Origin of the sequence: Affinundibacterium flavidum (assembly GCF_014284175.1) — a bacterium.
In the GTDB taxonomy this organism is placed as follows: Bacteria; Pseudomonadota; Gammaproteobacteria; order Burkholderiales; family Burkholderiaceae_D; genus Undibacterium; species Undibacterium flavidum.
This window is the reverse complement of sequence record NZ_JACOGA010000017.1, coordinates 40,538-54,733: the sequence shown is the minus strand read 5'-3', so window position 1 is coordinate 54,733 and position 14,196 is coordinate 40,538. Positions and strand designations below refer to the sequence as shown.

11 protein-coding genes are annotated in these 14,196 nt (G+C 46.6%); 8 read left to right on the top strand and 3 right to left on the bottom strand.

Annotated features, from left to right (window positions below):
• Positions 1-259: 259 nt before the first annotated feature.
• From H8K55_RS16975 to H8K55_RS16965, 3 genes are all read right to left on the bottom strand, one after another.
• The gene (locus H8K55_RS16975) at positions 260-2,251 is read right to left on the bottom strand and encodes a transglutaminase TgpA family protein (RefSeq protein WP_186943255.1); all 1,992 of its coding nucleotides are present in this window, start codon (positions 2,249-2,251) and stop codon (positions 260-262) included.
• A 40-nt stretch (positions 2,252-2,291) separates the two neighbouring features.
• Positions 2,292-3,293 carry a DUF58 domain-containing protein gene (locus H8K55_RS16970; protein WP_186943254.1) on the bottom strand — a complete coding sequence of 334 codons (1,002 nt, stop codon included), beginning with the start codon at positions 3,291-3,293 and terminating at the stop codon, positions 2,292-2,294.
• Between the two features lie 145 nt (positions 3,294-3,438).
• On the bottom strand, positions 3,439-4,359 hold the full coding sequence (locus H8K55_RS16965) for an AAA family ATPase (protein ID WP_186943253.1): 921 nt from the start codon (positions 4,357-4,359) through the stop codon (positions 3,439-3,441).
• A 377-nt stretch (positions 4,360-4,736) separates the two neighbouring features.
• Between H8K55_RS16965 and H8K55_RS16960 the strand changes: the two genes are divergently transcribed.
• The 8 genes from H8K55_RS16960 to H8K55_RS16925 all read left to right on the top strand — a co-directional run bounded on the left by H8K55_RS16960 (position 4,737) and on the right by H8K55_RS16925 (position 14,093).
• Positions 4,737-6,440 (top strand): GspE/PulE family protein, encoded by a 1,704-nt coding sequence (locus H8K55_RS16960; protein ID WP_186943252.1) that lies wholly within the window; start codon positions 4,737-4,739, stop codon positions 6,438-6,440.
• Between the two features lie 7 nt (positions 6,441-6,447).
• Positions 6,448-7,677, top strand: coding sequence for a type II secretion system F family protein (locus H8K55_RS16955; RefSeq protein ID WP_186943251.1), 1,230 nt, complete (start codon positions 6,448-6,450; stop codon positions 7,675-7,677).
• A gap of 160 nt (positions 7,678-7,837) precedes the next feature.
• Positions 7,838-8,320, top strand: a complete 483-nt coding sequence (locus tag H8K55_RS22215; protein WP_186943250.1) for a type II secretion system protein — start codon at positions 7,838-7,840, stop codon at positions 8,318-8,320.
• 252 nt (positions 8,321-8,572) lie between these two features.
• Positions 8,573-9,061, top strand: a complete 489-nt coding sequence (locus H8K55_RS16945) for a type II secretion system protein (protein WP_186943249.1) — start codon at positions 8,573-8,575, stop codon at positions 9,059-9,061.
• Positions 9,051-9,647, top strand: coding sequence for a type IV pilus modification PilV family protein (locus H8K55_RS16940; RefSeq protein WP_186943248.1), 597 nt, complete (start codon positions 9,051-9,053; stop codon positions 9,645-9,647). The genes H8K55_RS16945 and H8K55_RS16940 overlap by 11 nt, the downstream gene beginning before the upstream one ends.
• A gap of 1 nt (position 9,648) precedes the next feature.
• The gene (locus H8K55_RS16935) at positions 9,649-10,488 is read left to right on the top strand and encodes a prepilin-type N-terminal cleavage/methylation domain-containing protein (protein ID WP_186943247.1); all 840 of its coding nucleotides are present in this window, start codon (positions 9,649-9,651) and stop codon (positions 10,486-10,488) included.
• Positions 10,489-10,537: 49 nt separating this feature from the next.
• Positions 10,538-10,984, top strand: coding sequence for a hypothetical protein (locus H8K55_RS16930; protein WP_186943246.1), 447 nt, complete (start codon positions 10,538-10,540; stop codon positions 10,982-10,984).
• A 40-nt stretch (positions 10,985-11,024) separates the two neighbouring features.
• Positions 11,025-14,093 (top strand): DUF6701 domain-containing protein, encoded by a 3,069-nt coding sequence (locus H8K55_RS16925; protein WP_186943245.1) that lies wholly within the window; start codon positions 11,025-11,027, stop codon positions 14,091-14,093.
• Positions 14,094-14,196 lie beyond the last annotated feature (103 nt).

Here is a 14,196-nt window from a genome sequence, read left to right as displayed (position 1 = left end):
TTGATTTATTTGATTTATTTGATTTATTTGATTTATTTGATTTATTTGATTTATTTGATTTATTTAGTTTTTTTGCTATTTTTGAGTGCTGGGTTTTGCTGTTGTCTTTTTCCAGGTGAGCGTATGCCTCGTTACTTAAACTTACTATGGCGATGGCGCTGCAACTGAGTGCGGCGATCGCTGATGCGCTGACAGTAAGGGCAGTGGATAGTGTAGAGGATAATATGCGATGAGAAATCTTCAAGATAATTCTGTCAGGTTAAATGAGTTTTAGTAAGTTACGCATACGCTGAATTTTTGTTCTTTGTTCAGCTTGATGCTGTGAATTGGCGTCGGGATTTTTTCCATAACGGATGTCTGTATAAAGCAGAATAAATTCTTGTATCTTCAGAAATCGTTCTTGATCGACTTGTTTTTTTAGGTTCTGTAAATAAGTGCTGGGGCCTTCGTGGATTGCACGTGGCAGACCCTGCTTGGAGAGTGTAGCGCAAAGACGCAGGTAGAGGCTGTCATGGGGTAATAATTTTTTAGATTTAGGGAGTAAGGGAATCGCCAACGCGGCAATGATAATCAGCCCTACCGCAAATATCGTCATTAATGCTTTACCCCAATCGACGCCATTCAGGCCCAAGCTGTCGAGTAATTTGCTTTGTTGTGTTTGATTGTAATTGAGTACCCATTGATTCCATGCGTTATTTAAAGCGCTCCAGTGCATGGCAAGTTCTTTGCTCCAGGCGTTTTCTTTCATCAAGGAAGTCACTAATCCAGCAAATCCCTTATTTTGTTGCGTGGCTTGCAAATTTTTGAGGATACGTTCTGGTGCGACCGCTGCGGTTGGGTCAACTCTGACCCAACCACGATCAGCGACCCAAATTTCAGCCCAAGCGTGTGCGTCCGATTGCCTTATTTCATAGAAATTATCCTGTGTGTTGCGCGTGCCGCCCTGATAGCCGGTGACCACGCGGGCAGGGATGCCCATGGCACGCATCAGCACCACAAAGGCACTGGAATAATGTTCACAAAAACCGGATCGGGTATTGAAGAGAAAGTCATCGACGCTATGGCGGCCAAGTAGTGGTGGTTCTAGCGTATAAAAGAAATTCTCGGTTCTGAAAAAATTGAGTACAGCATTAACTTGTGCTTGTTGACTAGGATATTGTCTTTGAATTTCTTCAGCAAAGCTGAGTGTGCGCGGATTTAGATTGGCGGGTAATCTGAGATTCTGCCTAAGTAGCTGTGCGCTAGCATGCTGGTCTAGGCGGTAATCGGGATACGACACGACTTGGTAGCGGATTCGATTGTTAATATTGTTCGTGCTAAAGAGTTCTCCATCAAGACTAATCGCGGTCGATGTGGCGTCAATTTGCGGTGCATTTAGAACGCTATCAACCCCAAATAGAAAATGGGAATTGCTGGGTTCTAAGGTAATTTCTTGGCTAAGGGGATTGCCAAAGACGACCAGATCGCGTGTCTCTCCCACGCGCATATTATGTTTATTGCTTGACTGTGACCAGCGCCGTCCATCAAATTGATTGAGTATGATGGCGCGCCAGTAAAGCTCGGATTTTTCTGGCGTTCTATCCAAAAATTTTACTCGGAATACCAATTCCTCCGACATCGCTAATTTGCTGATATTTCCCGGTGACATGGAATCAGATAAGCCACTGCGAGCGACGTCGGCATCGTTTGGCAATCCCCATAAGGGGCCTTGAATACGTGGAAATAGGAAGAATCCCAGCACAGTTAAGGGGAGGGTGATGCTTAACATCACTAGCAGCAATTTAGCGCGTTGCCACAGTCTGGGCAGATGATCGTGAAATTGAAAAGTTAATTGCGCCAACAAGAGCGTGAAAACTGCGAAGCTGACATGCACAGCACGCCCCAAGCTTTGTGACTCGAAGAAGCTGGTTACTAATAGAAAAAAGCCGAGAAACAGAATCACAAACAAATCGCGTTTGGCGTGCATTTCCAACATTTTGCAGGATAGTAAGATTGCCAGCATGGCGACACCGGTTTCTCGCCCAAAGAAACTGCGAAATTGCCAGAAAATACCTGCCATTAGAGCCAGTGAGATGGGTAGTAATAGCCAGCGTGAGGGTAATTGTAAGCCTCGTAGCGTGAGCCAAGAACGCCACAACATCAGGCCCGCTGAACTAAGACTAATCCATAAGAACAAATTGCCGACATGTGTGGATAGCACTAATAGACAAGACAAGACGAGTAATAAAGTATTTCGTTTGTCGCTACTCATCTTTGATAGCTGAAACGAGGGTATGCGTTGATAGACATTGTTAAGCATGGCTATGCCCCGTTTTCTCGACTGGCAAATCATAAAGCGCCAATGCACTTAAACATGCCTGGCAATGCGTTTCGCCTTGCGCTGGTGCTAAGTTGAACGTTGCCAGTCTAAAACCGTAATCGAGCTGCAAGCGCTCTGCTTCTAATACCCAACTGGTCATTCTGGAGATTCGTTGTTCTAAATCGAGTTGCGGCGAGAGCGCAGAAAAATCCAAATAAATTTCGCCACTACTGGCACCCGCGAACTGTTTCGATACCAAGTTGCCACCTGCATCGAGATCGACTCTGGCAATATGTTTCCATGATAAATGTTTTAAGGGGTCGCCTGATTGATAACTGCGTACGCCAGCAAAGTCCTCATGACCACTGCTTTGGGTATTGCTACCATGGCTATCTATGCCAAATGGCAATGGCGGTGGATTTAATTCTGGTGCGGGATAGACCAGAATCTGACTAGCAGGCAGCCACGTGCTCCAGGCACGTAGCAGACCTAAAGGGAATCCAGTTTGCAGGCGAATTCTTGGACACGGCAGATAGCCGCGTTGCTGGCTGAGTGTTCGTAATTTGATTGTGATGCTAGATTCGCCAGCGAGATCAACGATTTGCTCAATCGCTTGTTTATGAAGAAAACCTACATGGATGGCGTAACGATTGAGCAGCTGGGGGTTGTGGATAGAGATAGGAAATTCTGCTACCTCGCCAGCGAAAATGCTGTCGCCTTGTGCAGCCCGTAAACGCAGATAAGCGAGATTACGAAAAGTAAACAAGGCATTCACGGCAGCCAAGCCCGCCAATAAGTACGTCATGCCAAAACCAAGATTTAGATTGTAATTGGTTGAGGTTAATAACAACACGATCAACATACCTGCATAGACCAAGCCAGGTTGATTCGGCAAGGTAAAAACGCGTCTCTGTTTGAGGACCACTTCCCCCGCTTCAGGAGACTTTTCCAGTAACACGATACGTTTTATCAGGCTTCTCAGTTTCTGCCGCATAGTCATTTGCTACCTGCTGAATGGTGGTGTGGATTGAGGAAAATAAAACTTAGCAGGATGCATGTCTTTGAGTCGAAGATCGGTGTTGAAAGATTGGCGTGATGTGGCTTAATACTGCGTAATGTGGCTTAGTGCATTTGAATTGTTAAACTGCGATCTTTAGCATGAGTTGGCTGAGTAGGTCAGCACTCGCATTGGTTTTGCTGTTGACCGCTTTGATTGGGCGTAAGCGATGTGCAACCACGGGTACTAATACGGCTTGTACATCTTCAGGCAGCGCATGGTCGCGGCCTTCCAATGCGGCCCAGGCACGGGCTGCCTGCAATAAAGCTATGGAAGCGCGCGGGCTCATGCCTTCAGCGAATAGTCCAGATTCACGTGTGCTTTGTGCCAAGCGTTGTATGTAGTCGATTAAAGCTGGTGACGCATGAATCTGTCTGACGAGCGCTTGAGCCTGTAATAATTCGTCGGCATGCATGATGGCGTTGAGGCTTTTCAATAAGCTGCGTCTATCTTCGCCCATGAGCAGTGCGCGTTCGGCTGCAGCATCGGGATAGCCGAGCGATAAACACATTAAAAATCGATCCAACTGTGACTCTGGCAGAGGAAACGTGCCGACTTGATGTGTGGGATTTTGTGTTGCGATAACGAAGAAAGCGTCTGGCAATTGTCGGGTTTGACCTTCTGCGCTGACCTGTTGTTCCTCCATTGCTTCTAGCAATGCCGATTGTGTTTTAGGAGTCGCACGGTTGATTTCGTCCGCCAGCAAGACTTGGGTAAAGATCGGTCCCGGATGAAAGATGAATTGACTCTTGTCCCGTTCAAAAATAGAAACGCCGATAACGTCGGTCGGCAATAAGTCAGAGGTGAATTGAAGGCGATTAAATTGTAAGCCCAGTGAAATCGCTAATGCATGTGCCAAGGTGGTTTTACCAACGCCGGGAACATCTTCTATTAATAAATGTCCACCACCTAAGAGGCAAACCAGCGCTTGTTGAATTTGGCGCTCTTTTCCAATAATGACGCGGTTCAGTTGTTTTGCAACCTCATGGACTTTTGAAAACATGTACTTTTCCCATAGAATCAAGACAGGCGTCAGCACTTGCCGAAATCAGCGAGCGCGACAGAATAAGTGTGTAAGACTAGCACAGAGAATCAATTCACAACAGTTTGTGCTGCAAGCTAGTGGTGGTTTGCAGTGGTTTGCCGAGATTTACATAGGTTTGCACAAAATCTAAGCAAGTGCACGTGAAAGAGGGAAACTAGCCCTAGAAAATTGCATATTTGAGCAAATAGGTTGACACTGTGATCTGGCGTTCAGATTGTCTTTACGCAATCGTTGTACGTGGTATAGAAAAATGACCGACATTTCGCGATGAATATGAGTTTTCGAGAAGCAAGGTCGAGAAGCACAGTCGAAAAACAAAAAAATAAGGATCAGGCATGGCACGACCAGAAAAAATTCGTTTAGGTGAAATCTTATTGCAGCAAAAGCTCATGACCGAAGAGCAGTTGCAATTTGCTTTGGCTGAACAAAAGCGTACTGGACGTAAATTAGGTCGTCTGTTTGTAGAAAATCGCTTTGTGACAGAAGATCAAATTTCTGAGGCGATGGCAAAACAATTAAATATTAGTTTTGTGAATTTGAAGCAGTACAACATTAAGCCGGATATTGTGAGAAAGCTGCCAGAATTGCAGGCACGTCGCTTTCGCGCTATCGTGCTGGAGCAGCGTGATGCGGGGTATTTGGTGGCAATGGTCGATCCTACCGATTTGTTTGCCTATGATGAAATTAGTCGCATACTCAAAAGTGCGATTCATCTGGCGGTCGTGAATGAAAATGACTTGCTGGCAGCGATCGATAATTTGTATCGCCACACCGAGGCAATTACCGATTTGGCGCGTGAGTTAGAACAAGAATTGACCGACGCCAATGTGGATTTCGGCGCTTTGGTGAGTGCCGCTGGTGCTGAAGACGCGCCCGTAGTAAAACTATTGCAATCTGTGTTTGATGATGCAACCCAAGTTAGGGCATCGGATATTCATATAGAACCACAAGAGAAGCGTTTACAAATTCGTTTCCGTATCGATGGCATGCTCCATCTGCAAACCGAAGCCGATATGCGAATTGCAGGTGCTTTGGCGTTGCGTTTGAAATTGATTTCTGAGTTGGATATTTCAGAAAAGCGATTGCCGCAAGATGGTCGTTTTATTATTAAAGTACGTCAGCAGCAGATTGACGTGCGTATTTCGACGATGCCGACCCAATACGGTGAATCCATCGTCATGCGTTTGCTGAATCAAAGTGGCGGCATTCTCAATCTTGACAAAATCGGTATGCCGGCTGAGATGTTGGAGCGTTTCCGCTCGATTATTCAACGTCCGAATGGCTTGGTGTTGGTGACTGGACCAACTGGTAGCGGTAAAACCACGACTTTATATGGTGCTTTGGCTGAGCTTAATCGTGAAGACCGTAAATTAATTACGGTTGAAGATCCGGTCGAGTATCGCTTGCCGGGTATTAATCAGGTGCAGGTGAATGAAAAAATTGAATTAAGTTTTGCCCGCGTATTGCGATCAGCTTTACGACAAGATCCCGATATTCTTTTGCTGGGTGAAATGCGTGATCAAGAAACCGCACAAATTGGTATGCGTGCCGCGATGACTGGTCACTTAGTGTTATCCACTTTACATACAAATGATGCGACCAGTACACCGATACGGCTGTTAGACATGGGCGTGCCACGCTATATGATGGGGAGTTCTCTACAGGCGGTCTTGGCGCAACGCTTGGTCAGAGTCGTTTGTGAGAGTTGCCGCGTTCCCCATACGCTCACGACGACTGAGCATGAATGGCTCAGTTTGGATATGCACGACACGGTTGATCAACATCAATATCATATTGGTCGCGGTTGTGGGCATTGCAACGGTACAGGCTACCGCGGTCGTATTGGTGTGTATGAGTTATTAGAAATGACGAAAGCGGTAGTTGATGCGGCGCATAGCGAAGACAACGCGTATTTTATGGATGTAGCTAAGCGTCAGATGGGCGGGAAAACTTTGCGTAAATATGCGATTGACTTAGTGTTGAACGGTGTGACAACAGTGAGCGAGGCCATGCGTATCAGTAATCAAATTGACGAATAGGTGAGCTATGCCATTTTTTGCCTATAAAGCCAGAAATTCTCAGGGGGAGTTGATCGAAGGTGTGGTCGAGAGTGCTGATCGTGACGCCGTTGCTCGTCAATTGTTTAATTTGGGCGTTTCACCTGTACAAATCGAGTTAACCAAGGGAGTTGCTGGCAATCGTGAACTCAACTGGTGGCAGCGAATCTGGGAGAAGAAAGTTCAGGCGCTCGATGTGCAGTTGTTCAGTCGCCAATTGCACACACTGATTCGTGCCGGTGTGCCTATTATGCGTGGTTTAGCTGGCTTACAAGAGTCCGCCGTCAGTCATGCTTTTCGTAGCGTGATTCGAGATTTGCGAGAATCCCTGGATTCTGGGCGTGAACTGTCCACTGCGATGCGTCGACACCCGAATGTGTTCTCTCTGTTTTTCGTCAGCATGGTCAAAGTAGGCGAAATGACGGGACGCTTAGATATGATTTTTCTACGCTTGTCGGAGCATTTGGAATTTGAGCGCGATATGCGTAATCGCGTTAAAACTGCTCTGCGATATCCCATGTTCGTCATGATCGTGATGGTGATTGCGATCGTCGTGATTAATATTTTTGTGATTCCAGCTTTTGCCAAAGTGTTCGCCAGCTTTCATGCTGAATTGCCTTTGATGACGCGTTTTTTACTGGGGATGTCTGCATTTTTTGTGGACTATTATCTGATCTTGCTCGGCGCAAGTATTGCCGCTACTTTTGCATTTAAGAGCTTTTTGGCGACCCGCGATGGCCGGTTTTGGTGGGATAGACAGATCTTGCAATTCCCGATTTTTGGTCGCATCGTCCTCAAGGCGACTTTGGCGCGTTTCGCTCGTAGTTTTGCACTCTCTAGTAAGAGCGGCGTGCCCATCGTGCAAGCTTTGACGGTAGTCGCCAGCACGGTCGATAATAGTTTTATTGCTAGTCATGTAGAGCAAATGCGTGATGGTGTTGAACGCGGTGACAGTATTTTGCGCACCGCAACTGCGACCCATGTTTTTACGCCGGTGGTATTGCAAATGATCGCCGTGGGCGAAGAGACTGGTGCACTGGATGAGTTAATGGATGAAATCGGGATGATGTATGAGGGTGAAGTCGAATATGAACTAAAAACCTTATCGGCGAATATCGAACCTATCTTAATTGTCTCGCTCGGTGTGATGGTCTTGATTTTAGCTTTGGGTATTTTCCTGCCAATTTGGGATCTCGGACGAGTAGCATTGAACAAATAGTGCCTGTTGTTTTCTTCTTCAACGCTTGTGAACTACGTCAAGATTCTCGACATAGTTTGCTATGATGCCAATTGAGGTGCAATAAATTGTTTTTTTTTGCGTTTGGGAATAAATGGCACTATCTCGTCTCGGTATTGATTATTACTTTTTTGGAATGACGATGAAAACTATACATTATAAAAAAATTAGCAAACGATCAAGTGGCTTTACCTTGATAGAGTTGATTGTGGTAATCACCATTTTAGGATTGCTTTCTGCGTATGCATTGCCAAGATTTGCAGCCTTGCAAACCGAAGCCCGCATTGCCAAAATGAATGGTGCCTTGGCATCATTGAAATCGGGTGCGGCACTTGCGCGTTCCATACAATTAACGCAGCAACTAGCACCCAATGCGTCGATTACGATGGAAGGTTCTGTGGTGGCGATGGCGAATGGTTATCCGACCACCGATATCTCTTCGATTCCGGTGGCTGCTGGATTAGCTACGCCAGACTTCGTTTTGACAAGCACTTCCGGCACCGTATTTACAGTGTCATCTGATGTCAACCATTCGACCTGTGCTGTGACTTATACAGTACCTGCGGCCGCTGGATCGCCGCCGACCTATAGCAATGCTGGATTAACCGCAGCCAACTGTACATAAATTGTTAGTGCAGCGTGGGTGTTGGTAATACGTTTTTTAAGAAATGTTCGTGCTGTTTTATGATGCGTTTGTAGGCTTATTTTAGCGAGCGTCCGCTATTCGGATTGATTTGGATTGAATTGGATTGAATTCAATTGGATTGAGACACTCTGTATGAATAGCTTGTTGCTAGTCTACTGACATAGCCACGAATTGCATTCTGCCTGATAACTTATTCGCTTGGATTGATGGGTATTCCTGATGCGAAATCTTATGTACTACCGTTCATTGCCTACCGCCCGTGGCTTCACGATGGTAGAGTTGATACTGGTCATGGTGGTCTTTGGTATCTTGTCCGCCATTGCCATATCACGATTTACGGCACGGGTCGAATTCGATGCACGCGGCTTTTTTGATCAAACTTTAAGCATGGTACGGTATGCGCAAAAGACCGCAATTGCACAGCGTCGTACTGTTTGGGTGCAGGCAAGCCAGGCCGACCGCATCATTTGTTTGACCTATGTGCAAGTCAATGCTAACTGTCAAAGTGATGGAGGAGCGCCAGTGCGCCTTCCAGGTGAGCAAACTTGGTTTGTTAAGTCAGCGCCAACAAACGTCAGTTTTGGAAGCTCGCCAGTTTTTGCATTTAACGCATTAGGACAACCTAGCCCGAATGCGGCGCTGAACTTCTCTATTTACCAAAACGGCGCTACCTTGGTTGGTAGTATCTATGTCGAGGCAGAGACAGGTTATGTACATTAAATCGCCTCCTGTTACAGGTCGTTTATCCGTATGGACGCGACGACGTAGACATCTATGGACAAAACAAAAAGGTGTGACACTGATCGAATTGATCTTATTCATGTTGATCGTGAGTATTGCGGTCATTGGTGTCACCCGCATTATGAATATCACCAGTGTTGCCAGTACCGATCCATTACGAGAGAAGCAGGCATTGGCGCTGGCAGAGTCTATGCTAGAAGAGATTCAATTGCAGGCATTCACGTTTTGTGATCCCGATGACGCGAACGCAATGACAGCTTATAGCGCAGCCGATTGTGCGAGTGAAGTGCAAGGATTGGGGAAAAGTGCAGGTGAGACGCGTGGCGGAGTGCCGCGGTTCGACAATGTTGGTGATTATTTTGGATATGGAAATCCTGTGCCTGTACCTGTCGTTGACATCCAAGGACTACCGATTGCCGGCTTAGGAAACTATAGTATGAGTGTATTTGAGGTGTATGAATGCGGTGGTGCCTGTATTCGCATTGATGTCACTGTGAGTGTTGACGACGTCAGAGTAGTGCTAACGGGTTATCGTTACCGGTATGCGCCAAGGACAGTGCCTTAATATGAAACGACATGATTTCATATCCCAACGTGGATTTACTCTGATTGAAGCGATCATCGTCATTTTGCTGACCGGTGTTCTGGCAGCGATTGCGGCAAAATTTATTTCACGCCCGATAGAGCAATATCTCGAATTAAACCGTCGTGCTGATTTGACTGAAATCGCTAATTCCGCGGTGCGCCGGATGTCGCGTGACCTTCATCTGGCCTTATCAAATGGCGTACGCCAAGCCGGTCCCACTTGCGTAGAATTTTTAATGACCACGGAAGGTGGTCGATATCGTGCAGGCACGCCTGGAAATATTATGCAATTTGATAGTACATCGGGTACGCAATTTGATGTCATAGGTCCTCTGAGCTCTGCGCCGGTTACGGGTGACTTCATTGTTGTCTATAACTTGGGAATACCAGGCGCGGATGCTTTTGAAGCTAGCTATCGTGGTATTGTCGATGGCACAGGCACGTCGGTGAATAGTATTAAATTAAGCACGCCAATTCAAAATCCGATTGAATCGCCTGCCAAACGATTTTTTGTGTTGTCGGGCGCTAGTCCAGCAGTGACCTTTAACTGTCAGGGTGCTGGTGTAGATGCGAATGGCAATGGAACCGGGCGTCTATATCGCTTGTCAAATTATGCAATTGCTGGGGCGCAGGCTAGTTGTCCTACGCTGCCTGCGAATACCACGACACCTTTATTAGCCGAAAACGTAGCGAGCTGCAGCTTTGCGTACACTAGCGGCGTTATCGAACGCAGTGCCGTTTTGTCGATTCGTCTTGGTCTTAGAAAAGCTGGTGAATCCGTTACGCTATATCAAGATGTGAATATTAATAATGTACCCTGACCAATTTACTCGCCCCCAGTCACGAGGACCTATAACGAGAGGGTTTTCCTTGGTGTCTGCTATTTTTCTGTTGGTGATTTTGGCCGCTTTAGGTGTTTTTATGTTGTCGATTTACACAACGCAAAGAACGGTCGCGACGCAAGATGTGCGCGGTGTATTAGCGTATCAGGCTGCGAAGACGGGAATAGAGTGGGCAACTTATCAAATTTTGACACCTGAAAACTCCTTACCTGCGGGCTCGGTATTTGCCGGTTGCGCAGCAGGTCTGACACCACCAGCTTCGAACGGAGCGCTGACAGGATTTGCAATAACTGTTGATTGTCAGATGACTGTCGCAACAGAGGCCGGAAACACGATACGAATTTATCAACTCACCTCAACTGGTAGCGCTGGCGCTGCAGGTAGCTCGCCGTCAAGTGACTTTGTTGAGCGCAGGTTGAGGGCGAGTGTCAGCACTTGTCGCGTTGGTCCGTTAGCAACCGATCCCGTGTGCTAATCTTGAGCTCTCGCGGCTACATTGAAAAGTAGACCTTCTTATGCATAGTTATTTTTCTCATTATTTTTCTGTGGCTTTGAAAAAAATAGGCGGGAGCCTCGCGGTATTCCTGGTCATTTTTTGCACTTGTTTAATTAGTGAGAGAGGTCAGGCACAGACCATAGAATTCAATAGCACTGGCGGTACCAATGCGACCAACGGATTGCATTTCTACATAGATAGCACTAGCAAAATACAAGTGCGGAGGCTAAATAATACGGGACAGGTATATAGCCCCACGGCTTTACCAACGACAGCACTGGCAAGTTTGGATAACGGGATTTTTCTACGTGCGAATAATTTGGTCTATGGACCATCACATACTGTTACTACCTTTAACCCGACCGGCGGTATGTACAATACCGCTAGCATTAGCGCGACAACACCACCGAATCCCTCTACGTCAGGAGTACTACAGACAGCGACGGCGAATCTAGGCATTACTTCAGGGCCGCAAATTACTGTTCTTTGGAAATACACGACGCCGAATGACTTCTTGACTGCGGAGGTCACTTTGGTGATTCCAGCCTTGTTCAACGTCAGTGTCGCAAATCCTGTTCGCTATTATCACGTGTTTGATACTTACCTCGGTGGCAGCGATAGCGGTTGTGGCTTAAATATCGCTGGTGGGAATCGTATTGTCGGCACCTATAGCGCCCCGTGTGGATCGAGCTCTAGTTTGCCTGCATCTGGTGTGGTCGAATCATTTCGCGAGCGAAATCGACCATTCAGTGCATATTGCGCCGCAGGCTGGAATACTTTTTTTGTGAATGGTGCACCAAATTGTTCAGTGTTACAGAATACCGCGATGAGCAATACCATCACGACCACGCTACAAGACACCGGGATTGGGATCGAATATGATTTTACTGCGCCTGGCACCTATACCTTTAGTTATGATTTCGTCGTTGGTACGACGGCCGTGCCTGATTACGATCATATTGAAATCCGCCATGATGGCAGCGCGACACTTTGCCCTGAAAATATGATCGTTCTGGCATGTACTACGACTGGTGTACCGTGTAATCCAAGTGACATCGTGAGTAGTGGTACTTTGACAGGAGCCATTTCGTTTAGTCCTGCAGCCGCAGGCACAACTTTTACTCCATCGACTTTTTCACTCGGTATTGGCGCTAGTACCGCAACTTTGAGTCTACAAGCGACCAGCGCTTCGGTAGGTGTTTATTCGATGTTTGCGTCTGGTCTAAGTAAAGTGCCTCTAAATGGCACCAAATGCACTAGCCTTGATGGACTCACCGCGACATCATGTTTGATTACAATCACCAATACGCCTTGCGTCACCAATTTTGAATGTATGGAAACTGGATTGACTTATAACAATCCAGTGACCGCCACCAACCGCAATCCGCTGTACACTAAATTGACCGCAACCGGATTTAAGTTTGATGTGTTGGCCTTGCAGAGCTCTGGCGCAGTGTCGACTGCCTATACAGGGAATGTCAATGTTGAGTTATATGACGATACTTCGGGAACGTGCCTGGCGGCTACCGCTTTGACCGGTAGCACTCAGGCTTTGACGTTTGCCGCGGCGGATAATGGCCGAAAAACCATACTCGCGGATATTGTCTTGGCTGCCGCAGCTAAGAAGCTCAGATGTAGAGTGAAGCAAACGGGAGTTAGCTCGCCAGTGACTGGTTGTTCGTCAGATACTTTTACGGTGCGTCCGAAAATAATTAGTACGATAACGTCAAATGCGACCGCCGATAACGACCCTACTGGGATAACCAATACAGGTCCCCCTGCTCCTACGTTACCAACTCTCCTTCGCGCTGGTGGTAGTAATTTTACGTTGACTGCGGCGACGGGCGTAGTTGGCTACGATGGTATACCTAAGGTCAATAATAGTTTGTTGGAGTGGGCAGCAGTACCTCCCACTAACAGTGGTGGTTTGCCAGCACCTGGAACCGGTGCCGTTTCTGGCGTGTTTTTAGCGGCAAATGCAGCGACAGGTAACACAATCGGAACGACATTTACTTATAGCGAAGTAGGGTATTTCCGCTTCAAAGTTTTGGGTGTCTATGACGATGATTTCATTACGAATTCTGGCTCAAATGATGTCGCGAACAACGATTGTACGAATGATGCCTCGAATGTTTTGGTTGGTGGTAAATATGGTTGCAAATTTGGGAATAGTGCGGTGAGCGCGTATTTTGGCCGCTTTATACCAGATCACTTTCAAATAAGTATCCCGAATTTGACTGAGGCCTGTAGTCTTGGATTGCCAGGGCTTACTCCCTTTACCTATTTTGGTCAGGACGGTTTTCAAACGGTATTCGCGATTACTGCGCAAAATAGTAGTGGAGGTACCACAAAAAATTATACAGGCGCTTTCGCAAAATTGAATTTGGCGAATTACAACAGTTATCAATTTACGATCACGGGTGCACCTGTCGGGTCAACTATTGGATCAGGTGCAATCGCACCAGTAGGCAATTGGTTTGCGGGAGAAACTGCCACTAACAATGTCTTGCCCACTTCATCTACGCGGGTAGTCGTTTGGAACAAAATCAGCCGACCTACTGGCTTGAGCGATCAAACGCTCGTCAATGTATTCGTTGCGCCTATTGATGGGGAAGTTCCTGCTGCAGCGCCAACCCAAGTCGGTACTAGTCGACAACGTTACGGCCGTATGCGCTTACAAAGTGCCTATGGTTCAGAAATGTTGGATTTGCCTGTTCCGTTTTTTGTTGAATATAGAAATGGTGGCGAATGGTTGAAGAATATCGATGATAGTTGCACGATAGTGACGGCTCCCGGTGTAGGGACTGGTGTGACGTTTGCTCCGCTTACCACGAGTAATCAATTAAGTGCTGGGAATACGACGGCTAGCGTGAGTGCGACAGGGAAGTTAGTGGCAGGCGACAGCAAGCTGAAATTTTCCAAGCCGGGTATAGGTCATAGTGGTTATTTAGATTTGGATATTCCTGTTGGTGCTTGGTTGCAATTTCCATGGCGCGGAGGCGCAACAGCAATCAATCCCACCGCCAAAGTAAAATTTGGCGCTTACAAAAAATCTAACCAATTCATTTATTCGCGCGAAGTGTACTGAGTTGTTTGGAACGAGTATCAGGCTGAAGTTCTTAATCGGTGGGGAAAATCAGCATTCCGACAACAAAACCAAGATCAATGATTGACAACAAGCTCATATTATC